Here is a 21,128-nt window from a genome sequence, read left to right as displayed (position 1 = left end):
TCATCGAGCCGCCCACCCGCTGGTCGAGCCGCCCACCCGCTGGTTGAGCCGGTCGAGCCGCCCACCCGCTGGTCGAGCCGGTCGAGCCCCCAGGGCGAGACCGAGTCGAAACCACGGCGACCGCGCACGACAACTGTCCACACCCTGCGACTGAGGACAGCCGCGGCCCACAGGCCGTCGACGTTGAATTGCGCACATGTTTCGCCCCTTTCAGGGTCAGGCCATGGCCTGGACGTACATTCTTCGCTGCAGTGACGGCTCCTACTACGTCGGCAGTACCCGAGACCTAGAGCGTCGCCTGGCTCAGCATCAGGCCGGCGAAGGAGCGGCATACACGCGATGCCGCCGACCGGTCGAGCTCGTCTGGGCACAGGAGTTCGAACGTGTCGATGAGGCGTATGCCCGAGAGAAGCAGGTGCAGGGATGGAGTCGCGAGAAGCGGGAAGCATTGATTGCTGGCTCCTTCGAGCGACTGCCAGAGCTCGCCAGGCGGCGAGGTGTGCGTGACTCTCCCCGCGTGTCACCTGGTTTCGACACGGCCCTCGGCTAGCGCCTCGGACCGGCTCAACCAGCGAGAGCCCGCCTCCGCTAGCGCCTCGGACCGGCTCAACCAGCGAGAGCCCGGCTCCGCTAGCGCTCCCCCTACTCGACCTGCAGAATGCGGCTCCGCCTACTTGACCCGCGGTCAGGCGATGGTGGCGACCGTGTGGCGCGCGATGGCGAGCTCCTCGTTGGTCGGGACCACGAGCACCGTCACTGCCGAGGAGTCCGTCGAGATCACCCGCGGGCCGTCGTTCTTGCCCTTGTTGCGACGGCCGTCGATGCGAATCCCCAAGAACTCCAGGCCCTTCAGCGCCTCCTCGCGCAGCTCGACACTGTTCTCGCCGACACCAGCCGTGAAGGTGACCACGTCGACGCCACCGAGCACTGCGGCGTACGCGCCGATGTACTTGCGCAGGCGGTGCAGGTAGATGTCGAGCGTCAGCCGCGCGTCGTCGTCACCGTCGTGCACCGCGCTCGCGAGGTCGCGGAAGTCGCCGATGCCCGAGACGCCGAGGATGCCGGACTTCTTGTTGAGCAGCGTGTCGAGGTCGCTGACGCTCAGGCCCGCGACCCGGTGCAGGTGCAGGAGTACGCCGGGGTCGATGTCGCCACCGCGCGTGCCCATCACCAGACCCTCGAGCGGCGTGAGCCCCATCGACGTGTCGACCGGCCGACCACCGCGCACCGCCGACGCGGACGCGCCGTTGCCGAGGTGCAGAACGATCTGCTTGAGGTCGGCGTCACCCTCGCGCCCGAGGAAACGCGCCGCCTCCGCCGACACGAACTCGTGCGACGTGCCGTGGAAGCCGTAGCGCCGGATCGCGTGCTTGTCGGCCAGCTCTCGGTCGATCGCGTACGTCGACGCCTCGGCGGGCAGGTCGGAGAAGAACGCCGTGTCGAAGACCGCGACCTGCGGAAGGTCGGGAAAAGCCTTGGTGGCGCTGCGGATTCCGTCGATGTTGGCCGGGTTGTGCAGAGGAGCCAGCTCGGCGACTCGCTCGATCTCGGCCAGGACCTTGTCATCGACGACGGTCGGCTCGGTGAGCGAGCGTCCGCCGTGCACGACCCGGTGACCGACGGCGACCAGCCCGGACGACGCGAGGTCGACGCCGCGGTCGGCCAGCGTCGTCCGCATCAGCTCCGTCGCCGCACCGTGATCAGGCGCCGAGGCGGAGGTCTCGGACTCCTCGCCGTCGACCGTGACCGAGATCGTCGAGCCCTTCGACCCCACGCGCTCGACGATGCCCTTGGCGTGCGCCTCACCCGTCTCGGGGTCGACCACCTGGAACTTCAGCGAGGACGAGCCGGCGTTGAGGACGAGGACTGCGCTCACTTCGAATCTCCTTGTGCCTCAACGGTGGACGCGCTCTGGATGGCGGTGATCGCCACCGTGCTGATGATGTCCTCCACGAGCGCTCCTCGTGACAGGTCGTTGACCGGGCGGTTGAGGCCCTGCAGCACCGGGCCGACGGCGACTGCTCCGGCGCTGCGCTGCACGGCCTTGTAGGTGTTGTTGCCGGTGTTGAGGTCGGGGAAGATCAGCACGGTCGCTCGGCCGGCGACCTCGGAGTCGGGCATCTTGCTGCGCGCGACGCCCGGGTCGACTGCGGCGTCGTACTGAATCGGCCCTTCCACCAACAGATCTGGGCGCCGGGATCGTACGAGCTCGGTCGCCTCGCGCACCTTGTCGACGTCGGCTCCGGCACCCGACGTGCCGGTGGAGTACGACAGCATCGCGATGCGCGGCTCGACCCCGAACCGCTCCGCCGTGGCAGCCGACGAGATGGCGATGTCGGCCAGCTCGGCGGCCGTCGGGTCGGGGTTGACCGCGCAGTCGCCGTAGACGAGAACGCGATCGGCCAGGCACATCAGGAACACGCTCGACACCACGGACGTGCCGGGCACGGTCTTGATGATCTCGAACGACGGCTTGATCGTGTGGGCGGTCGTGTGCGCGGCGCCCGACACCATGCCGTCGGCCTCACCCAGGTGGACCATGAGCGTGCCGAAGTACGAGACGTCGGAGACGACCTTGCGGGCTTTCTCGACAGTCATGCCCTTGTGGGCGCGCAGCTCGGTGTAGACCTTGGCGAAGCGCTCGACGTGCTCCTCGTCGGTCGGCGACAGCACGGTCGCACCCGTGATGTCGAGGCCGGCCGAGGACGCCTTGGCCCGCAACGCTGTCTCGTCGCCGAGCAGCACGAGGTCGGCAACCCCTTGCCGCAGAAGGGAATCGGCGGCCTGGAGGATGCGCGGGTCATCACCCTCGGGCAGCACGATGCGCTTGCGTTCGGAGCGTGCGCGCTCGAGCAGACGGTGGGTGAACATCAACGGCGTGACCGCGAGCGCCTCGCCCACGTCGATGGCCGCCAGCAGCGCCGGGCCGTCGACCGACTCGGCGAACGCGCGCATCGCCGTCTGCCGCTTGGCGACGCTGCCGGTCGACAGTGCGCCCTTGGTGCCGGCGAGGCGCGTGGTCGTGTCGAACGTGCCGAGCTGGGTGAGGATGATCGGCAGGTCGCTCGGCGAGCCGTCGATGAGCTGCAGGATGGTGTCGGGCGGGACGTAGCCACCGGTCAGGACGACCGAGGACAGCCCCGGGAACGTGCCCGACTGGTGGGCGAACATCAGGCCCGGCAGCACGTCGTACCGGTCACCTGGGGCGATCACGGTGACGTCCTCGACGAGGCGTGTGAGCACGTTGGGCATCGACATCGCCGCGATCACGAACCCACGCGCCTCACGGTCGAGCCACGCCTCGTTGCCGCGCAGCAGCTCGCCGTCGCACGCCTCCATCAGGCTGCGGACCGTCGGCGCGACGAGCAGCGGCACCTCGGGCAGGACGCCGACGAGCGGTGCACCGCCGGCCGCGGGGAGATCGGTGAGGCGCGTACGGACCTCGTCGACCAGGTCGTCGGCGACCCGGTTGGCGACCAGCGCGACGGGGAGCGCGTGCTCGTCGCGCAGCTGCTCGCAGGCGGCCTCGGTGGCGATGACGAGCTCGGCCGGCGTGCGGTCCTTGCCCTGCACGACGAGGACGACGGGGCTGCCGAGGTTGGCCGCGATCCGTGCGTTGAGCGCTCCCTCGGCGCCGCTCGCGACGTCGGTGAAGTCGCTGCCGAGCACCACCACGACGTCGCGCGTCGCGCTGAGCCGGTGGAACCGGTCGACGATGTCGGCGAGCGCGCCCGGCTCGTCGGAGTGCAGCCGCTGGTAGGTGACACCGATCGACTCGTCGTACGACTGGTCGACACCGGCGTGGTCGAGCAGCAGCTCGACCACGGGGTCACGTCGCTGGTCGGACGCCGTGACAGCACGGAAGACGCCGACGCGGCCGGTCTCACGCGAGAGCAGGTCGAGCAGCCCCAACGCGATCGTCGACTTGCCGGTCTCGCCCTCGGTGGAGGTGATGTAGACGCTGCGCGACATGCGCCCAGGCTAGAGCGAGGTGCGCGCACCAGGAATGGGACCGCCCGCATCGCGGTTGTCGCGTTCGACGGTTGACCACCTCCCCGTGCAAGGAGACCGCCAGTGACCACCACCCAGTCCACCCACCGCGTCGACGTGACGCCCGGCACCGAGCACGTCGTCGTCGTGATCGACGGCGTCGTCGTCGCCGACTCGACCCGTCCCCTGCTCGTCCACGAGACCGGCCTGCCCGTGCGCTACTACCTGCCCCGCGAGGACGTCCGCCTCGACCAGTTCCGCGCCAGCCGCACCACGACCACGTGCCCGTACAAGGGCGAGGCGTCGTACTGGACGTTCGTCGACGACCAGGGCAATCAGTGCCGCGACGTCGTCTGGTCCTACCAGGAGCCGCTGGAGTCGGTCGCTGCGATCGCGGACCACTTCTCGTTCTACGACACCGTCGCCGACGTCCGGGTGACCGCCGGCTGAGGGTCGGGTACGCCGGTCGCTCGGGTCTCCCTGCGAGTCACCGGGTTTCGACACGGGCTCGCGCCTCCACCCCACGAAGTTCTCCGCTCGTACCTCGCTCCGATACTTCGCGGGGACCCCGGAGGGCGCTCGCCCGGCTCAACCAGCGGGTCGGTCGGCTCAACCAGCGGTTGGTCGGCTCAACCAGCGGGTCGGTCGGCTCAACCAGCGGTGGTCGGCGGCTCGGGCTCGTCGGGCGGCAGCTGCGGTCGGACGCGCGGGTTGGTGAGCGGCGCCTCGTCGACCGGCATCTGTGCAGCGGCCTCGGCCTTGCGCACCGCGTCGAGCGCGGCGTCGGCCGTCGTCGAGGCGAACCAGTCCTCGACGTCCTCGTCGACGTCGCCTGGCCGGCTCGTCTCGGGCTCGGGCGCCGGTGCCTCGTAACGGAACACGCCGTCGTCGCCCTTGGCCCCGAACGCCTTGGCCATCTCCTGCAGCGACTTGCTGAAGTCGTTGGGGATCATCCAGACCTTGTTGGCGTCGCCCCTGGCCATCGTCGGCAGGGTCTGGAGGTACTGGTACGCCAGCAGCTCGGGTGTGGGGCGGCCCTGCTTGATCGCGGCGAAGGTCTTCTCGATGGCCTTGGCCTGCCCCTGCGCCCGCAGGAACTGCGCGGCCCGCTCACCCTCACCGCGCAGGATCGCCGACTGCCGCTCGCCCTCGGCGTTGAGGATGGCGGCCTGCTTGGCACCCTCGGCCGTCAGGACCGCAGCCTGCTTCTCACCCTCGGCCGTCTTGATGGCCGACTCACGCTGGCCCTCGGCGGTCAGGATCATCGCGCGCTTGTCACGGTCGGCGCGCATCTGCTTCTCCATCGAGTCCTGGATGGAGGGTGGCGGGTCGATGGCCTTCAGCTCGACGCGCGCGACGCGGATGCCCCACTTGCCGGTGGCCTCGTCGAGCACCCCGCGCAGCTGGGTGTTGATCGCGTCGCGGCTGGTGAGCGCCTGCTCGAGGTTCATGCCGCCGACGACGTTGCGCAGCGTGGTGGTGGTCAGCTGCTCGACGGCGACGATGTAGTTGGCGATCTCGTAGACCGCGGCCTTGGGGTCGGTCACCTGGAAGTAGACGACCGTGTCGATCGAGACCGTCAGGTTGTCCTCGGTGATCACCGGCTGCGGCGGGAACGACACCACCTGCTCGCGCAGGTCGACCCGCGATCGGATGCGGTCGATGAACGGGAACAGCCAGGTGACCCCGGCCTCCGTCGTGCGGTGATACTTGCCGAGCCGCTCGATCACGGCGGCTTGGGCCTGCGGGATGACCTTGATCGCCTGGATCACGACGATCACGACGAGCACGGCCAGGACGGCGAGTGCGATGAGTCCGATCGGGACGTCGTCCATGCTGATCACTCCCTTGTCACATAGACGGTGGCGCCGCTGATGCGTACGACGGTGACCTCGGTGCCGGGTGGCAGCGGCGGCTCACCCTCGGTCGCGCGGGCCGACCACACCTCGCCGCGGATCTTGACCTCGCCGGCGTGCTCGGTGACCGGGGCCAGCACGGTCGCGGGCGCTCCGACGATGCGGTGCATCCCGAGCGCGGCCGGACCCTGCCGGTTGAGGTAGCGCAGCAGCGGTGGTCGGACGACCAGCACCAGCAGCACGCTGATGACCGCGAACACGACGAACGGCAGCCAGTGGTTGTCGGGCAGGGCGAGCGCTGTGCCGGCGGCTCCGAGCGCTCCGCCGGCCAGCATCAGGAGCACGAACTCGGCGCCCAGCAGCTCTGCGGCCGCGAGGGCCAGAGCGGCGACGAACCAGAGCAGGGCCGACATGACACGACCCTACGCGACTGTGATGTGGATCACCTGCACGTGCGGGGGCGGCGGTCGGCGTACCGGCGCGGAAGATGTGCGGCCCGAGGCTGGTTGGGTACGGGTGTGAGTGAGTCGATCCGCAACCGCGTCCGCCTGCGTGCTCCCCGGCTGGAGGGGCGGGGCTGGCTCAACACCGGCGGCCGGTCGGTGTCGCTGGACGACCTGCGCGGCAAGGTCGTCGTCCTGGACTTCTGGACCTTCTGCTGCGTCAACTGCCTGCACGTGCTCGACGAGCTGCGGCCGTTGGAGGAGAAGTACGCCGACCACCTGGTGCTCATCGGCGTTCACTCCCCCAAGTTCGAGCACGAGGCCGACCCGGACGCGCTCGTGGCCGCCGTCGAGCGCTACGCCGTGCACCACCCCGTGCTGGACGACCCGTCGCTGACCACGTGGAAGGCGTACACCGCACGCGCCTGGCCGACGCTCGTCGTGATCGACCCCGAGGGCTACATCGTCGCGTCGATGTCCGGCGAGGGTCACGCGCACGGTCTGGCCGTGCTCGTCGAGGAGCTGATCGAGGAGCACCGCGCCAAGGGCACGCTCCGCTCGGGCGACGGCCCGTACGTCGCTCCCCCGGCTCCGTCGACCGCGCTGCGGTTTCCGGGCAAGCTGGCCGCCCTGCCCGACGGGTCGGTGCTGCTCTCGGACACCGCCCACCATCAGGTGGTGCACCTGGAGGACGACCTGTCGACCGAGCGGGCGCGGTACGGCTCGGCGGACGACTTCAACGAGCCGCAGGGTCTGCTCGTGCTGCCTCCCGAGGTCGCCTCACGGATCGGGTACGACGTCGTGGTCGCCGACAGCGTCAACCACCAGATCAAGGGAATTCGGTTGGCAGACGGGGCGATCGGCGTCCTCGCCGGGACGGGTTCGCAGCTGCGCGAGCGGTCCGGATCGGGCCCGGCGCTGAAGCAGGACCTGTCGACCCCGTGGGACGTCGCGTGGTGGATCGACCGCGTCGTCATCGCGATGGCAGGCACCCACCAGCTGTGGGCACTGCACCTCGCGCCCGACCCCGCCGACTCGACCGTCGCAGTGCTCGCCGGTACGTCGTCCGAGGGTGTACGCGACGGCGCAGCTGACGACGCGTGGTTCGCCCAGCCGTCCGGTCTCGCGTCGTCGGCCGACGGGTCACGGCTGTGGATCGCCGACTCCGAGACGTCCGCTCTGCGGTCGATCACGTTGACTGACAACGGTTTTGAGGTGTCGACGCACGTCGGTCAGGGGCTGTTCGACTTCGGGCACCGTGACGGTGCAGCCGATCAGGCGCTGCTGCAGCACCCGCTCGGCGTGACCGAGCTGCCCGACGGATCGGTCGCGATCAGCGACACCTACAACGGTGCGGTCCGGCGGTTCGACCCCGCATCGGGTGAAGTCACCACTCTCGCAACGGGTCTCGCCGAGCCGAGTGATGCGCTCGTGGTCACGTCACCTGGTTTCGACACGGGCTCCGCTACGTGGGTTGAGCCACCCGAGGCGCAAGCCGAGGGCGAGTCGAAACCCGCTCCGCCCGGCTCAACCAGCGGTTCAGTTCACCTGGCGGTCGTGGAGTCGGCTGCGCACCGGGTGACGCGCGTGGCCCTGCCCGATGAGGCGCAGCGTGTCGACGGGCCGGCGCACCGGACGCAGCGACCGCCGACCGAGCTGGCGTCGGGTCCGGTGACGCTGCGAGTGGCGTTCGAGCCGCCGACCGGTCAAAAGCTCGACCTGCGCTGGGGCGACCCGACTCAGCTGGTCGTGTCGGCCTCGCCCGAGGAGTTGATCCGCGACGGCGCAGGCACCGCAACGGGACTCACGCGCACGCTCGACCTCGACCCGGCGGTCGGAGCGGGCACGCTGCACGTGTCGGTGCGCGCGGCTGCCTGTGACGGCGACCCGATCACGGGCGAGGTGCCCGAGCACGCGGCCTGCCACCTGTACCAACAGGACTGGGGCATCCCGGTGATCCTGTCGGAGGGCGCACCGGCTCGGCTCGACCTGGACCTCCGCGGCGTCTGACCGCTGGGAGCCGGCTAGGCAGCCAGTGGCTCCTCGGTCAGAACTGAGTTCTGGTGTTCTGACCGAGTTCATGTTCGGTCAAACCACCAGAACTCAGTTCTGACGGCGCGGCTCTGACGGCGAGCCGAGAGGGCGGGCGGGGCGCGGGGTCAGAGGCGGCGGTCGGCCAAGACGGGGAAGCCTTCGCGGGCGGCCTGTACGAGGTCGGTCGGCAGGTCGACCGACAGGACCTCCTCGCCCTCGCCCGCCTCGGCAAGCACCTCGCCGCCGGGGCCGATGACCGCACTGTGGCCGCCCATCTCGGCGCGGGCGTGGGTGCCGGCGGTGTTGCACGCGATCACCACGGCCTGGTCCTCGACCGCGCGCGCCCGCAGCAGCAGCCGCCAGTGGTCGACGCGCGCCATCGGCCAGGCGGCCGGGATGACGAAAACCGTTGCGCCCTGGTCGATCTGAGCGCGGTAGAGCTCGGGGAAACGCAGGTCGTAGCACGTCGACAGGCCCGCCATCGACCCGTCGGGCAGCTCGATCGAGACCAGATCGGCGCCGGCCTCCATCAGCGCGGGCTCACCGCCGGCGAACCCGAACCGGTGGATCTTGCGGTAGGTCGCGACCAGCTCACCGGAGGAGTCGAGGACGACGGAGGTGTTCCAGAGGTCCTTGCCCTCGGGGCCCGGCGCGCCGCCGGGTCGCTCGACGATGGAGCCGCCGTGCAGCAGGACACCCGCGTCACGGGCGGCCGCTCCGAGCGCCTGCACGACCGAGCCGGACGTCGTCTGTGCCTTGTCCGACCACGCGCGGTAGTCGAACCCGCCCATCGGCCACAGCTCGGGCAGCACGACCAGGTCGTGACCACGCTGCTGACGGACCAGGTCGACGACGCGGGTCGTGCGCTCCTCGACGGTCTCGGAGTCGTCGTACGCGAGCTGGATCAGGGCCACCTTCAGGACGTCCATGAGGTCACTCCTTCGGCTGCTTCGGCCCGCGACCGGCGCGGGAGGCGAGGTACTCGTTGTACGCCTTGAGCTCGGCGTCGTCGTCGCGGTCGGCCTTGCGGGCCTGACGACGACCCTCAGCTGCATCCTGACGCAACCAGTCGGCCGTGACGAGCATCGCGAGGACGAACGTCGGCAGCTCGCCGGTGCCCCAGGCGACGCCACCGGCGGCGCGCTGGTCCTCGAGCGGGTCCGGGACCCACGGCAGCTGCAGGGCGTTGAAGAAGTCGGGTGCGAGCAGGCCCGTGCCGGTCATCAGCGCGACACCGAAGAACGCGTGAGCCGCGACGGTGATGAGCAGGACGAGCAGCCGCAGCGGTGCGGGCCACTTGCGCGGGCCGGGGTCGACCCCGACGAGCACCCATGCGAACAGGTAACCGGTCAGCATGAAGTGCACGATCATCAGCACGTGCCCGGTGTGGGTCTCCAGCGCCCGCCCGAACAGCGGCGAGTAGTAGAAGACGACCAGGCTGGTGAAGAACAGCACCGCGGCGACCACGGGGTTGCCGAAGAACCCGACGACGCGCGAGTGCACGACCGCGAGGATCAGCTCGCGTGGTCCGAGCGTGGAGTCCTTGCGAGGCGGCAGCGCCCGCAGCGCCAGCGTCACGGGCGCACCGAGCACGAGCATCAGCGGCACGACCATCGAGATGACCATGTGCTCGACCATGTGCACCGAGAACATCACGTGGCCGTAGATGCCGACGGCGCTGTTGACGGCGTACAGGAACACCATCCAGCCGAGCACCCACAGCACCGTGCGACGCAGCGGCCAGGCGTCACCGCGACGGCGCAGGCGCAGCACCCAGGCGAGGTAGAGGCAGATCGCGACGACGGCGACGGTGGTGAACAACCACTCGGTGCGCCACATCGTCCAGAAGCGGGACGGCTCGAAGTCCGGCGGCATCGGGTAGCCGGTGCGCGACAGCACGGGGTCGGTCGACTCGACGGCGTCGCTGACCGGCGGCGCCGACCGCGACAGGGCGACACCCAGACCGACGGCCACGCCCATGACCGCCACCTCGACGCTCGCGAGCCGGGCGAACAACGCCTTGGACGGCCGGTCGGACGGGTCGTCCTCGAGCCGGCGTACGACGCGCTCACGCTGCACGTAGCCGAACCCACCGAGCACGACCAGGGCCGCGACCTTGAGCAGCACGAGGACGCCGTACCTCGTCGTGAGCCCGTCGAACCCGCCGATCCGGATCCAGGCGTTGAGCATCCCGGACAGACCGACGAACGCGAAGCACCACAGCGCCGCACGCGAGTAGCGCTGCACCGTCGCTGCGGCACCCTTGCCGAGCCGCTGCCACATGACGAGCAGGCCGAGCAGACCGCCGACCCAGACGGTCACGCCGACCAGGTGGAACGCGAGCGAGTTGACCGCGGCGTCGTGGCTGCTGCTGCCGGCGGAGTGGCCGGCGAGCGCGAGCGGGAGCAGTGCGAACACCGACAGCGCGAACAGCCACGCCTGGGTGTTGCGCTGATGGTCGACGACGGCGATGAGCGCGACGACGACGGCGATCGCGGTGGAGATCGCAGGTGCGCGCAACGAGTCGAGGTCCCAGGTGCTCGTCCACGCCGACGACCAGAACCCGGCCGAGCCGATCTCGGTGCCGGCGATGTCGGCGTACGCGAGCACCGCGACGAGCGCACCGGCCGCGGCCCAGGTGAGTGCGGCGTACGCGCCGAGCCGGCCCGCGCGGTCGCGGCGGCGGGTGGACGGGGCCTCGGGGACCAGGAGGCCGCCGACGAGGAAGCAGCCGATCGCGAGCGCCGCGGCGAGGTCGTGGACCGTACGCAGGACCGGCAGGCCCCACCGCACGGCGGGGCCGGGGTCGCCGAGCTCGAGTGCTTCGGTCGCGCCGCTGAACCACACTGCGAGCAGGCAGGCGAGCAGTGCCGCGAGGAGGCTGACGATGATCCAGACGGGACGCATCCGCCTCGGTGCTACGGCGGTGCCGTTCCCAGTAGTCACGCGGGACAGCCTAAGTTCCGCGGCTGAGCACCCGATGGGGACGGTGTCCGTACGCTGGCGGCATGGCCATGCACCCGCCCGCACCTCAGCAGCTCAGCGAGCTCGTCGACGCGTGGGCGCGTACTGCGCAGAACGTCCTCGACCTCGCCTCGACCTGCTCCGACGCCGACTTCGCGCTGCCGACGACGTGCGAGGGCTGGTCGGTCAAGGACCACATCGCCCACGTCGCGGGCCTGGAGGCCTCCCTGGACGGGCACGTCGACCCGGATGTCGACGTCCCCGACTACCCGTGGCTGCGGCACAAGATGGGCCGGTTCATGGAGCAGGCGGTCGAGGTACGCCGGTCGTGGAGCGGGGCGGAGGTCGTTGCCGAGCTGCAGCGGGTGATCCCGCGACGGCTCGAGACGCTGCGTGACCCGTCGCTGACCGACGAGACGCCTCTGACGGGTCCGTTCGGGCAGCGGCCGGCGCGCGCCCTCGTCACCAACCGGACCATGGACGTGTGGTGCCACGAGCAGGACCTGCGCGACGCGCTCGGGCGGCCCGGCGACCTCGACTCACCGGCAGCGGCGGTGTTTCTTCAGGCCGTGCTCGGTGCACTGCCTCGTCAGGCGGTCGAGGCGGGCCTGCCCGTCGGCACGGCCGTGATCGTGGAGTCCACCGGACCGTTGCAGGCGCGCGAGGGCGTACGCATCGTGCCCGGCACCGCGGACGACGCACCGGTGGCGGAGCCGCGGTTCTCGGGGTCGGCCGACGAGGCGCACGACAGCTCGCACGAGCAGGTCACGACGATCCGGCTGTCGACCGAGGCTCTGGCCCGCGCCGGAGCCGGACGGGTGTCGGTCGACGACCTGCACTACACGGTCGAGGGCGACGAGGACGTGGCCAGGCGGCTGCTCGCCGCGCTGGCCGTGACGCCCTGACTTCTGCTGGCGGGCTGGCTGGCTTCGCCGGCCGGGCCGGCTCGTGGCGGCCGGACCCCTGCTTCGGCGGACGCTGTGCACTGGTCCGCCAGGTGAGCCACGGCGTTCTTGCGCACGCGGCCGTGCGCCGAAAGAACGTGCAGGGTTCGGTGCGCGCCGCCGTACTCTGCCGCCATGTCCGTGATCGGTCGCCTGTACGACCTCAGCCCTGGAGTGCGCGCGACCATCGGGTTCGCCTGTGTCTTGGCGACGTTCGGTCTGATGGCGGCGAATGTGTTCTGGCTGGTCGCGCTCCTGCCGTTCGTGGTCGCGATGGCCGTCGTCAACCGACTGGTGCCGGGCGGCCGCCTGACCCTCGTGCCGCGGGTCGACCCGGGCGACGTCGTCCGCAGGCGGTTGCCGTTCAGCCTCCTCGCCGCTGCCGTGTTCGCCGCCGGCTCGGTCGCGGCACTCATGACTGACGACACGAGGTGGGCGGTGGTCGGCGCTGCTGTGACGGTGGCGATCACGTTCGCTGCCGACGCGCTCGCGCCGACGCGAACCGCCGCAGCACGGTCGTGAACGAGCGTGGCGGGTCCTTCTGAGCTCGGCCGTTCGTGTGGTCACACCGTGAGGCCCGGCTCACCTTGCGACCACACGAACGATCTCGATGAGAGCACCAGCGCACGACTCATCCCTCAGCGTCCGCCATCGGACCGCCGTTCCCACGCCGTCGGAGTGCTGCTGCAATCAGGCCCGACGAACCCCAGACAGCCGGAATCACGGTGAACTGTGCGGCTCCGTCCGCGATCGGTGTCACCTGAACGAGCGTGGTCATCGCGACTCCGGCACCGATGAGCTGCACAGCCGATCGCGAACGCATGTCGTGAGCCGCGCGGAAGTTCCGACCGAACCGCCTCGCTGCCCGGCGTACGGGCGCTCCAACGGCCGAACGACCGGGCGGGGTTTCACGTCGCATGTGCGAACTATGGATCTGGTTTCGCCGCGACGGAGCCCACTTCAGAGCGACGTGACGAACGCCCGCAGATAGCGCGTCGTCATCCAGCGCTGAACCGCGCCGGTCAGAGGCCCGCCGGCTCGCGCGAGGAGCGACGCAGGACGCGACGAAGCGGCGACGGTGAACGTCGTCCCGGCTGCCGTTGACTCGATGACGAACTCTTCCTCGCCCGACTCCGGGTGGCCAACCAGCGTCCCGTATGCAAACCCGATCCGGCTCGGCTCGCGGATCATGCGAACTACCCGACACGGCGCCCGGAGCGCCACCGGAGCAGGTCCGAGCGAGAGGACCACGACGACCCCCTCGTCGACCGTCTTCGAAGACGCCTGCACCGTCAGGCCCGCTCGTTCGTGGACGCCCCACGTCATCAGCACCTCGCCCGCATCGGCGAACGACCAGCCTGTCAGCACGTGCGAGCGCTCGAAGACGTGCGCGCCTGCGAGTGTGGGGAGCCCGTCGCCGCAGGGCTCGTAGGTCAGAGGCAGGCCCCGTAGCCGGTCGGTCTCGGCGGTGGGCAGGAGCTGCGGCACGGCTACGCCATCACCGAACCGCCGTCGAACGACCAGCCGGTCGCGAGCGGCATCAGGTCGGCGATCTGCACGCTGCGTACGCCGACCGGCGTGGGCAGGATGACCCGGACGTCGCGGTGGTAGTCGAACAGCACCTGCCGATCACGACCGCACGGTCCGACCGGGCCGCGACCGTGGTTGCCGACGGCCACGATGTGCGTGATCTGCGTGGCACCCGCGGCCCGGGCGGCGCCGAGCGCGACCAGCTCGGCGCACGGGCCGCCGGTGAAGTGGTACAGATTCACCCCGGCGAACATCCGACCGTCCGCCGCGCGCACGGCCGCGCCCATCGTGTGCACGCCGTCCTCGTGGGGGCCGGCGTCGGTCGTCGCGTCGATGGTGCGGCGGGCGAGGTCGACGAGCTCGGTCTCGTCGGGAGTCAGCTCGCGGGCCGAGGTCGGCAGTGCGGTCGTCATGTCCTCGTCCTACGCCATGGCCGGCCGGGACGCCACCTCAGGTGATCGCGACCTCGACGAGGTGGCGGCCCTGCGGGGTGTCCTCGGCGAACACGCGGGTGTACGCCGGGTCGGGCGCGGCGTCGTGCGACCACTTCCCGCCGGGCGGCAGCTCGCGCAGCAGCACCCGCAACGCCGAGTCGGGGGCGTACTCGATGCGCCGCTGGTCCTCGTCCTGCCGGTGAGCCCAGAGCGTGTCGAAGTAGACCGGGCGTCCGTCGCGCAGCAGCCGCTCCTGCAGCGCCGGGCCGACGCTCGCCCACGGCACGAGCCCGTACGACTCGACGACGACGGGGCGACCGCGGCGGGCAGGTGCGTCGAGGGCCGCCGCCACCGCCGTGACGATGCGGTCTGCCCGGGCGACGTCACCGTCGTACCTGTCCTGCATGAGGTGCGCGAACCCGGTGAGCGGCGTGACCGCGAGGGCGATGGCGGCGAGGACGCCGACCGGTGCGCCGACGACCAGCGGCGACTGGCGCAGGTGGTGGGCGGCCGTGAGGCCGACCCACGCGATCGTCAACGAGGTCACGAGCAGAGGCGCAGCGGCCAGGATGCACAGGTAGATCAGCTGGCTGCGCTCGGCCATCCCGGTGCCGACCCGCCAGATCGGCACGAGCGACACCAGCGCCACCGCGAGGCCGACGCGCAGGGCACCGTCGCGAGCCGGTCGGCGTACGAACCGGCGCCACGGCTGCACCACCGCAGCGAGCGCGACGACCAGCAGGACGGCCGCGACGCCCTGGCGTACTCCGCCGACGACGAGGCTGTCCCAGCCCACGTGAGCCCGGCCGACCGGCACCATCGAGCCGGCGAGCACGTGCCACGTCGGGCCCGCACCGACCGCGATGGTCTGGGTCGTCGTCCCGAGCCGCCAGAGCTCGACCACGTTGGGCGGGTCGAACGTCAGCGTCTCGATCAGCACCGGCAGCGAGCACACCACCGCGGCGGCCACGGCCTGCCAGCCCGGACGCCGGTACGCCGGTCGCGTGGGTCTGCGGTGATATCCGCGCAGCGGCCAGATCGCGTCTCGGCGGGCCCACCAGCGGTAGATCCCGAGCACGGCCAGGCCCGCGGTGAGCAGGCCGACCGGCGGCCCGAACGCCACGTGCGGCTGAGCGGCCAGGCTCGCGCAGACGACGTACGCCGGCATCGCCCCGACCTGGCCGAGGACGAGCCGCCAGGCGAGCACCAGGGTCGCGAGGAACGCGAGCATCGGCGGCCACACGTTGAGCGGCAGCACCAGGCCGGCTCCGAACATGCGCTCCATCGCGAGGACGACCAGCGCAACGGCCGCGACGCCCGACCAGCCGGCCGCGCGGTGCGCGTTCCAGATCGCGACCGCCACCATCGCCACCGCGAGCAGGAGACACCCGACCAGCACTCCGGCCGGGTGACGCCCGGCCAGGAAGTGGGGCCCGGCGAACGCGTAGAAGTCGATGGGCCCGGGGTGGTGCGCCCACACGTCGGGCGCCGTGATGCCGCTGGTCGAACGCATGCCCATCAGCGGAGGATCGGTCGAGAGGACGTCGCCGACGCGGATCGAGATCAGCGCCTCGTCGCCCTGAGGCTGCCAGCCACCGGCCACGAACCGGGCCGTCCACGACGCCAGCGGCACGCTCGTCGCACCGACGACCAGTGCCAGGCGCGCTCGCGTGCTGACGTGCTGAGTACGGCGCGCGGCGGTGGCACGCACCCGGTGCCAGGCGTCCGCCGGCCCCACCGGGTCGATGGGTGGCAGACGCAGGTCTTCCGCGGTCATGTTCGTTCCCCTGTCGGCAGGTCCCCCGACCTGTGTGAGCCGAACTCAAGCACGTCCGTACGCCGACCGCCGGGCTTTCGCGGACAATCCACCTCTGCCACGGTGGGAACATAGGAACCCTGACCATCAGGAGGCTCTCGTGACGACGACGGACAGCGACTCGGGCGAGCTCACCCACCGGCAGATCCTCACGATCCTGGTCGGCCTGCTGATGGGCATGTTCCTCGCAGCGCTCGACCAGACCATCGTCGGAACGGCCATCCGCACCATCGCCGACGACCTGCACGGGCTGTCGATCCAGGCGTGGGTGACGACGGCGTACCTCATCACCTCGACGATCACGACGCCGATCTACGGCAAGCTCGGCGACCTCTACGGCCGCAAGAAGCTGTTCCTGTTCGCGATCACCGTGTTCATCGTCGGGTCGGCGCTGTGCTCGTTCGCGACGTCGATGTACATGCTCGCGGCGTTCCGCGCGGTGCAGGGCGTCGGCGCCGGAGGTCTGATGACGCTCGTGCTCGCGATCATCGGCGACCTCGTGCCGCCCCGGGAGCGGGCCCGCTACACCGGCTACTTCATGGCGGTGTTCGGCACGACGAGTGTGCTCGGCCCGGTCGTCGGCGGCTTCTTCGCCGAGGCCGACTCGATCCTCGGCATCTCGGGCTGGCGCTGGGTGTTCCTGGTCAACGTGCCGCTCGGCGTCCTCGCGCTGTTCGTCGTCAACCACACCCTGCACCTGCAGCACCACCGCCGCGAGGCGCGCATCGACTGGTACGGCGCGGCCGCGCTCGTCGTCGGCCTCGTACCCCTGCTGACCGTCGCCGAGCAGGGCCGCGAGTGGGGTTGGGGCTCGGGTCGTTCACTGCTCGCGTACGCCATCGGTGCCGTCGGCATCGTCGCGTTCGTCCTCGCCGAGCGGGCCATGGGCGACAACGCGCTGATCCCGTTGCGAATCTTCAGGATTCGCGCCGCAGCGGTCACGATCGTCGCCAGCGTCATCGTCGGTATGGCGATGTTCGGCGGCATCATCGTGCTGCCCCAGTACATGCAGATCGTGCACGGCGCATCGCCCATGGAGTCGGGGTTCCTGATGCTGCCGATGGTGCTCGGCCTGATGCTCGCCGGCATCGGCTCAGGTCAGATCGTCAGCCGCACCGGCATCATTCGACCGCTGCCGATCATCGGTACGGCGATCGCGACGGTCGCGCTGGTGCTGCTGTGGCGGTTCGTCGGCGCCGACACCGCACTGCCGTTGGTGATGGCGTTCATGTTCTTGCTCGGGCTCGGGCTCGGCAACTGCATGCAGCCGCTCACGCTCATCGCCCAGAACTCCGTGCCGCCGCGCGAGATCGGTGTCGCGACCAGCTCGGCCACGTTCTTCCGGCAGATGGGCGGCACGCTCGGCGTCGCGGTGTTCCTGTCGATCCTGTTCAGCACCGTCGGCGACAAGATCGGCACGGCGTTCAAGGAGGCTGCGCCGACGCCCGAGTTCCGCCAGGCCGCAACGGATCCCGCCGTCCTGGCCGACCCGCTCAACCGCAGCGTCGTCGACGCCGTCAGCGGACGCGGCGGTCAGGGCGCACTGTCCGGCGTCCTCGACGACTCGTCCGTGATCAGCCAGATGGACCCGCGCATCGGGCACCCGTTCAAGGTCGGGTTCGCCGAGTCGATGGACCTGGTGTTCCTGTGCGCCGCGGGCGTGATGGTCGTCGGGTTCCTGGTGCTGCTGCTCATGCCGCACGTCGAGCTGCGCAACCAGTCGGCCAGCCAGGCCGCGCGCGCCGAGTCCGCCTCTGCCGCCGACGAACCCGAGCCCGAGCCGATGAAGGCCACCGCCGGTGCGAGCGCGGTCGGAGCGATCCTCGACGGTGAGATCGAGCCCGAGCACGGCGTCGTCCGCGACATCACCCACATGGGCGCCGAGATGAGCGCGTGCCACACGATGGACGAGCTCACCGAGGACGACGACCGGGACGACGAGCCCGAGCCCGCCCGCTGAGCCCTGACCGCTGGCTGAGCCGGTGAGCCGAATCCGACTCGGCCCACTCACCGCAGCGCGGGCGGGCGATACCCAGGTGCCGCCCGCTGTGCACTGGTTCGTGAGGTGAACCAGCGCTAGCCGTGGCTCACCTCACGAACCAGTGCACAGCACGCAACGGACACCGCACCCGCCCACGGGATCAAGCCGGCCGAGCCCGAACCGCCGGTTGAGCCGGCCGAGCCCGAACCGCCGGTTGAGCCGGTCGAGCCCGAACCGCTGGTTGAGCCGGTCGAGCCCCCAGGGGCGAGACCGTGTCGAAACCACCGGTACGCGCAGGGAGAACTCCCCGCGGCGTACGCCGGTCAGCCCTTGATCTGAACCTCGACCTGCAGCGGCCCGCCCGGCATCTCGAACGTGAACGGCACCCGGTGGGTCGGGTCGGTGAGGCCGCCGCCCCACGGCGCGGTCGGCGTACGGTCACGGACGACCAGGCGTACGGCGTCGGCGGGAGCGTTGCGGATGCGACGGTGGTCGTCGTCCTGCTCGTGCTGCCACCCGGTGTCGAAGTAGACCGTTGAACCGGCCTCCGTGAGGTCTGCGGTGATCGCGGGTCCGAGGCTCAGCCACGAGCGTGCACCCTCGTTCTGCAGCACGACCGGGCGTCCGAGCAGGCCGTTGCGCTCGAACGTCTGCCGTACGCCGTCGGTGACGCTCACGGCGCGGGCCACGTCGCCGTCGTAGCTCGCCGTGAGCGGCGACATCGCGGCAGGCGTGGCGAGCACGGCCCCCACGAGGACGACCACCGCACCGATGGATGCGGCCTGCCACTCGCCGATCCACACGCGAGCGCGGCGTGCGACCACGTCGTGCAGCCACAGCCCCACCAGGCCGGTGAGCAGCAACGACGCCGCGAGCGGCAGCGCGCAGTAGAGCAGCTGGACCGGTGAGCCCGCCTTGACCGCCATCCAGATCAGCGGCACCAGCATGGCGAGGGACATGGCGACGCCGGCACGCATGCCGCGACGGGTGGGCCGCACGACAGCGGCGACCGCCAGGACCACGACGACGAGGCCGATGACGGCCCGCAGCCCCGACTGCTCACCCAGCAAGCGCAGCGAGCCGAACGGCACGAGCAGCCCGAGGACGAACTGCGCGGCCGAGCCGAACGTCACGTCCTTCAGCGGGCCCTCGGTGGACAGCCCCTCCGGGGGCACGGGCACTGCGGCCGGGCTGGTCGAGCCTGCGCCGGTCGCGAGGCGCCACAGCTCGCCGACGTTGTTGGGGTCGTTGACCCAGGTCTCGACGACCGTCGGCAGCCACAGCAGCGCCAGTAGGCCTGCGGTGATCAGACCGGTACGCCGCCACGCGCGCCCCGAGCCGACCGCGCTGCGGCTCCGGCGAGCGTGTCCGTTGGTGGCCCGGCGTCCGAGCCACCAACGGACAGCGGCCGTCGCCGCGACGCCCACGCTCAGCAGGAGGACCAGCGGGAAGAAGATGACGTGCCCCTGGGCCACGAACGTCGCGCACGCGGCGTACGGCAGCAGCGCGCCCCGGCGGCCGAGCAGGAGCAGCCACGCGAGGACGAGGACCGCGAGCAGGCCGAGCACGTCGGGCCAGCTGTTGAGGGGCAGCACGAGGCTCTGCCCGAACACCCGGCCGAGGGCGAGGGTCACTCCGACCACGACCAGGGCCGCTCCCCGGCCCGCCGCGCGGTGGGCGCCGATCACGGCCGCGGCGACGAACGCGCACTGCACCAGCAGCGAGGTGATCAGCAGGGAGCCGGACCACCAGCCCGTGACGGCGTACAACGGCGCGAGCACGTAGAACTGCATCGGCCCCGGGTGGTGGGCGTGGACGCCGGGCGCGGTGAACTCGCTGGTCGACCGCATGCCGGTCAGGGGCGGGTGCGCGCTGAAGACGTCGTGGGCACGGACGGCCACGAGCGCTTCATCGCCCTGCGGGGTCCAGCCGTGCACGAGCAGACGCACCGTGAAGAACACGAGCGGGAGCAGCGCGATCGCGAGCAGGATCAGCAGGTCGACGGGCAGCGCAGCCTGCCGTCGGTCACGCGTACGCACCGGAAGGTTCAGCCGGGTGGGCACCGGACTGGCCATGGGTCTCCTCGGTTCGCGACCCGTGACGGAGGGGTCTCGCTGCTGCCGATGCATGGAACCACGCTCAGCGCGGGTGTGGGGCCCGGACGCCCGACCGAGACCTGCTCGTCACCCGGCAGGTCGACTCGCCTGCGCGACGACCGCGCGAGCGACCGCGGTCTGCTCACGCAGGTAGGGGTGGGCCGCCGCGGCCACCAGCGGGTCGCCGACCTGCCCGGCCACCCACGGCCGGCGGTCGCAGACGCTGTGCCCGGCCGAGAGCGCGGCGATGTCGACGTACTCGACGCCTGCGTCGGTCGCCGCCGCACGCACGGCCGCGTTGAGCGCGTCCAGGACCCTCGCGACGTAGGCATGGTCGCCCGGCGCCCACGGGACGCGCTGGGGGCAGGACTCCCCCGCCCGGGCGAGCTGCGGGTAGCCCACGGCGAGGACGCGCGCGTGCGGTGCCTTCGCGCGTACGGCCCTGAGCAGCTGCGCGAGGCGGCCGCGAGTCCTCGTGGCGGAGGCGATCAGCGCGTCCTGCCCACCGACCGAGCTCGCCTCGGCACACGGGCTGCCGACCTGCGTACGCCGTCCGGCCGCCGCGCACGCGTTGACCAGCCGTCCGAACAGCCGCTCGTCGTTGGCGCCCAGCGAGACCGTCACGAGGTCGGCGTCCTCGTCGACCGCCTTGAGCTGGGCGAGGTTGTGACCGTACGCATTTCGTTGGGGCACAGAGGCATTCGCGGTCGTGGCGCCGCCGCACGCGATGTCGACGAGCTCGGTGACTCGCAGGGCGCGCGCAACCTGATAGGGATAGCTGTTGGTCGACCGCCCGCAGCCGTTGTCGGTCTCGGAGTCGGGGATCGACGGCCCGGCCGTGTAGGAGTCACCGATCGCGACGTAGCGCTCGTACACCGGGCCGTCATCGCTGCACCCGGTCGCGACGCAGCACAGGGCCGCCAGTGCCAAGGCCGCAGACCGTCGTACGCCGCTCCTCACCATCGCCTCCGTCGTCGCCGAGCCGTCCGCCCTCGATCGTGCTGGCTGGGCGCCGCGCACGCCAGGCGCCGCACCGTGGG

Annotated in this window: 17 protein-coding genes; 6 read left to right on the top strand and 11 right to left on the bottom strand. The window is 71.0% G+C overall.

What is annotated here, in order from left to right; genetic code table 11:
- The first annotated feature begins 196 nt into the window (after positions 1-196).
- Positions 197-550 (top strand): GIY-YIG nuclease family protein, encoded by a 354-nt coding sequence (locus tag VV01_RS22620; protein ID WP_331456397.1) that lies wholly within the window; start codon positions 197-199, stop codon positions 548-550.
- A 135-nt stretch (positions 551-685) separates the two neighbouring features.
- Here VV01_RS22620 and VV01_RS21180 read toward each other — a convergent pair whose 3' ends face one another.
- Both VV01_RS21180 and pta read right to left on the bottom strand, forming a co-directional pair.
- On the bottom strand, positions 686-1,876 hold the full coding sequence (locus VV01_RS21180; protein ID WP_050671632.1) for an acetate/propionate family kinase: 1,191 nt from the start codon (positions 1,874-1,876) through the stop codon (positions 686-688).
- Positions 1,873-3,972 (bottom strand): phosphate acetyltransferase, encoded by a 2,100-nt coding sequence (gene pta, locus VV01_RS21175; RefSeq protein WP_050671631.1) that lies wholly within the window; start codon positions 3,970-3,972, stop codon positions 1,873-1,875. The genes VV01_RS21180 and pta overlap by 4 nt, the downstream gene beginning before the upstream one ends.
- A 102-nt stretch (positions 3,973-4,074) precedes the next feature.
- On the opposite strand from pta, the gene VV01_RS21170 reads away from it, so the two are divergent.
- Complete coding sequence (locus tag VV01_RS21170; RefSeq protein ID WP_050671630.1) at positions 4,075-4,440, top strand: DUF427 domain-containing protein; 366 nt, start codon at positions 4,075-4,077, stop codon at positions 4,438-4,440.
- Positions 4,441-4,640: 200 nt separating this feature from the next.
- On the opposite strand, the gene VV01_RS21165 is transcribed toward VV01_RS21170, so the two are convergent.
- Positions 4,641-5,825, bottom strand: coding sequence for an SPFH domain-containing protein (locus tag VV01_RS21165; RefSeq protein ID WP_082221276.1), 1,185 nt, complete (start codon positions 5,823-5,825; stop codon positions 4,641-4,643).
- Between the two features lie 5 nt (positions 5,826-5,830).
- A complete protein-coding gene (locus tag VV01_RS21160; RefSeq protein ID WP_050671629.1) occupies positions 5,831-6,259 on the bottom strand; it encodes an NfeD family protein in 429 nt (142 codons plus the stop codon).
- 105 nt (positions 6,260-6,364) lie between these two features.
- Here VV01_RS21160 and VV01_RS21155 point away from each other — a divergent pair, with 105 nt between their 5' ends.
- Positions 6,365-8,299, top strand: a complete 1,935-nt coding sequence (locus VV01_RS21155; RefSeq protein WP_050671628.1) for an NHL domain-containing thioredoxin family protein — start codon at positions 6,365-6,367, stop codon at positions 8,297-8,299.
- A 149-nt stretch (positions 8,300-8,448) separates the two neighbouring features.
- Here the strand turns inward: VV01_RS21155 and VV01_RS21150 are convergent, their stop codons facing one another.
- Together VV01_RS21150 and VV01_RS21145 are read right to left on the bottom strand one after the other, a co-directional pair.
- On the bottom strand, positions 8,449-9,252 hold the full coding sequence (locus VV01_RS21150; protein ID WP_407942929.1) for a carbon-nitrogen family hydrolase: 804 nt from the start codon (positions 9,250-9,252) through the stop codon (positions 8,449-8,451).
- 4 nt (positions 9,253-9,256) lie between these two features.
- Positions 9,257-11,269, bottom strand: coding sequence for a cytochrome c oxidase assembly protein (locus VV01_RS21145; RefSeq protein ID WP_231635299.1), 2,013 nt, complete (start codon positions 11,267-11,269; stop codon positions 9,257-9,259).
- A gap of 62 nt (positions 11,270-11,331) precedes the next feature.
- Between VV01_RS21145 and VV01_RS21140 the strand changes: the two genes are divergently transcribed.
- The gene (locus VV01_RS21140) at positions 11,332-12,192 is read left to right on the top strand and encodes a maleylpyruvate isomerase family mycothiol-dependent enzyme (RefSeq protein WP_050671626.1); all 861 of its coding nucleotides are present in this window, start codon (positions 11,332-11,334) and stop codon (positions 12,190-12,192) included.
- A 174-nt stretch (positions 12,193-12,366) separates the two neighbouring features.
- Entirely contained in the window at positions 12,367-12,753 is a 387-nt protein-coding gene (locus VV01_RS21135; protein ID WP_050671625.1) for a hypothetical protein, read from the top strand.
- 438 nt (positions 12,754-13,191) lie between these two features.
- Here the strand turns inward: VV01_RS21135 and VV01_RS21125 are convergent, their stop codons facing one another.
- Genes VV01_RS21125 through VV01_RS21115 form a run of 3 tightly spaced genes read right to left on the bottom strand, consistent with a single transcriptional unit; the run spans position 13,192 to position 15,972 of the window.
- The gene (locus VV01_RS21125; RefSeq protein WP_050671623.1) at positions 13,192-13,719 is read right to left on the bottom strand and encodes a DUF1990 family protein; all 528 of its coding nucleotides are present in this window, start codon (positions 13,717-13,719) and stop codon (positions 13,192-13,194) included.
- 2 nt (positions 13,720-13,721) lie between these two features.
- Positions 13,722-14,174 (bottom strand): cytidine deaminase family protein, encoded by a 453-nt coding sequence (locus tag VV01_RS21120; protein WP_050671622.1) that lies wholly within the window; start codon positions 14,172-14,174, stop codon positions 13,722-13,724.
- A gap of 37 nt (positions 14,175-14,211) precedes the next feature.
- Complete coding sequence (locus VV01_RS21115; protein WP_050671621.1) at positions 14,212-15,972, bottom strand: hypothetical protein; 1,761 nt, start codon at positions 15,970-15,972, stop codon at positions 14,212-14,214.
- Between the two features lie 139 nt (positions 15,973-16,111).
- On the opposite strand from VV01_RS21115, the gene VV01_RS21110 reads away from it, so the two are divergent.
- Positions 16,112-17,971, top strand: a complete 1,860-nt coding sequence (locus VV01_RS21110) for an MDR family MFS transporter (RefSeq protein WP_231635298.1) — start codon at positions 16,112-16,114, stop codon at positions 17,969-17,971.
- A gap of 344 nt (positions 17,972-18,315) precedes the next feature.
- On the opposite strand, the gene VV01_RS21105 is transcribed toward VV01_RS21110, so the two are convergent.
- Together VV01_RS21105 and VV01_RS21100 are read right to left on the bottom strand one after the other, a co-directional pair.
- The gene (locus VV01_RS21105) at positions 18,316-20,067 is read right to left on the bottom strand and encodes a hypothetical protein (protein ID WP_050671620.1); all 1,752 of its coding nucleotides are present in this window, start codon (positions 20,065-20,067) and stop codon (positions 18,316-18,318) included.
- 108 nt (positions 20,068-20,175) lie between these two features.
- Positions 20,176-21,018 (bottom strand): SGNH/GDSL hydrolase family protein, encoded by an 843-nt coding sequence (locus VV01_RS21100; RefSeq protein ID WP_197275131.1) that lies wholly within the window; start codon positions 21,016-21,018, stop codon positions 20,176-20,178.
- Between the last annotated feature and the right edge of the window lie 110 nt (positions 21,019-21,128).

The organism is Luteipulveratus halotolerans (assembly GCF_001247745.1).
In the GTDB taxonomy this organism is placed as follows: Bacteria; Actinomycetota; Actinomycetes; order Actinomycetales; family Dermatophilaceae; genus Luteipulveratus; species Luteipulveratus halotolerans.
This window is presented reverse-complemented; position numbering and strand designations above follow the sequence as displayed.

Bases quoted from the DNA above. Each gene is read 5' to 3' on its own strand.
- VV01_RS22620 (WP_331456397.1), top strand. From the start codon at position 197: ATGTTTCGCCCCTTTCAGGGTCAGGCCATGGCCTGGACGTACATTCTT.
- pta (WP_050671631.1), bottom strand. From the start codon at position 3,972: ATGTCGCGCAGCGTCTACATCACCTCCACCGAGGGCGAGACCGGCAAG.
- VV01_RS21165 (WP_082221276.1), bottom strand. From the start codon at position 5,825: ATGGACGACGTCCCGATCGGACTCATCGCACTCGCCGTCCTGGCCGTG.
- VV01_RS21160 (WP_050671629.1), bottom strand. From the start codon at position 6,259: ATGTCGGCCCTGCTCTGGTTCGTCGCCGCTCTGGCCCTCGCGGCCGCA.
- VV01_RS21150 (WP_407942929.1), bottom strand. From the start codon at position 9,252: ATGGACGTCCTGAAGGTGGCCCTGATCCAGCTCGCGTACGACGACTCC.
- VV01_RS21140 (WP_050671626.1), top strand. From the start codon at position 11,332: ATGGCCATGCACCCGCCCGCACCTCAGCAGCTCAGCGAGCTCGTCGAC.
- VV01_RS21135 (WP_050671625.1), top strand. From the start codon at position 12,367: ATGTCCGTGATCGGTCGCCTGTACGACCTCAGCCCTGGAGTGCGCGCG.
- VV01_RS21120 (WP_050671622.1), bottom strand. From the start codon at position 14,174: ATGACGACCGCACTGCCGACCTCGGCCCGCGAGCTGACTCCCGACGAG.
- VV01_RS21115 (WP_050671621.1), bottom strand. From the start codon at position 15,972: ATGACCGCGGAAGACCTGCGTCTGCCACCCATCGACCCGGTGGGGCCG.
- VV01_RS21105 (WP_050671620.1), bottom strand. From the start codon at position 20,067: ATGGCCAGTCCGGTGCCCACCCGGCTGAACCTTCCGGTGCGTACGCGT.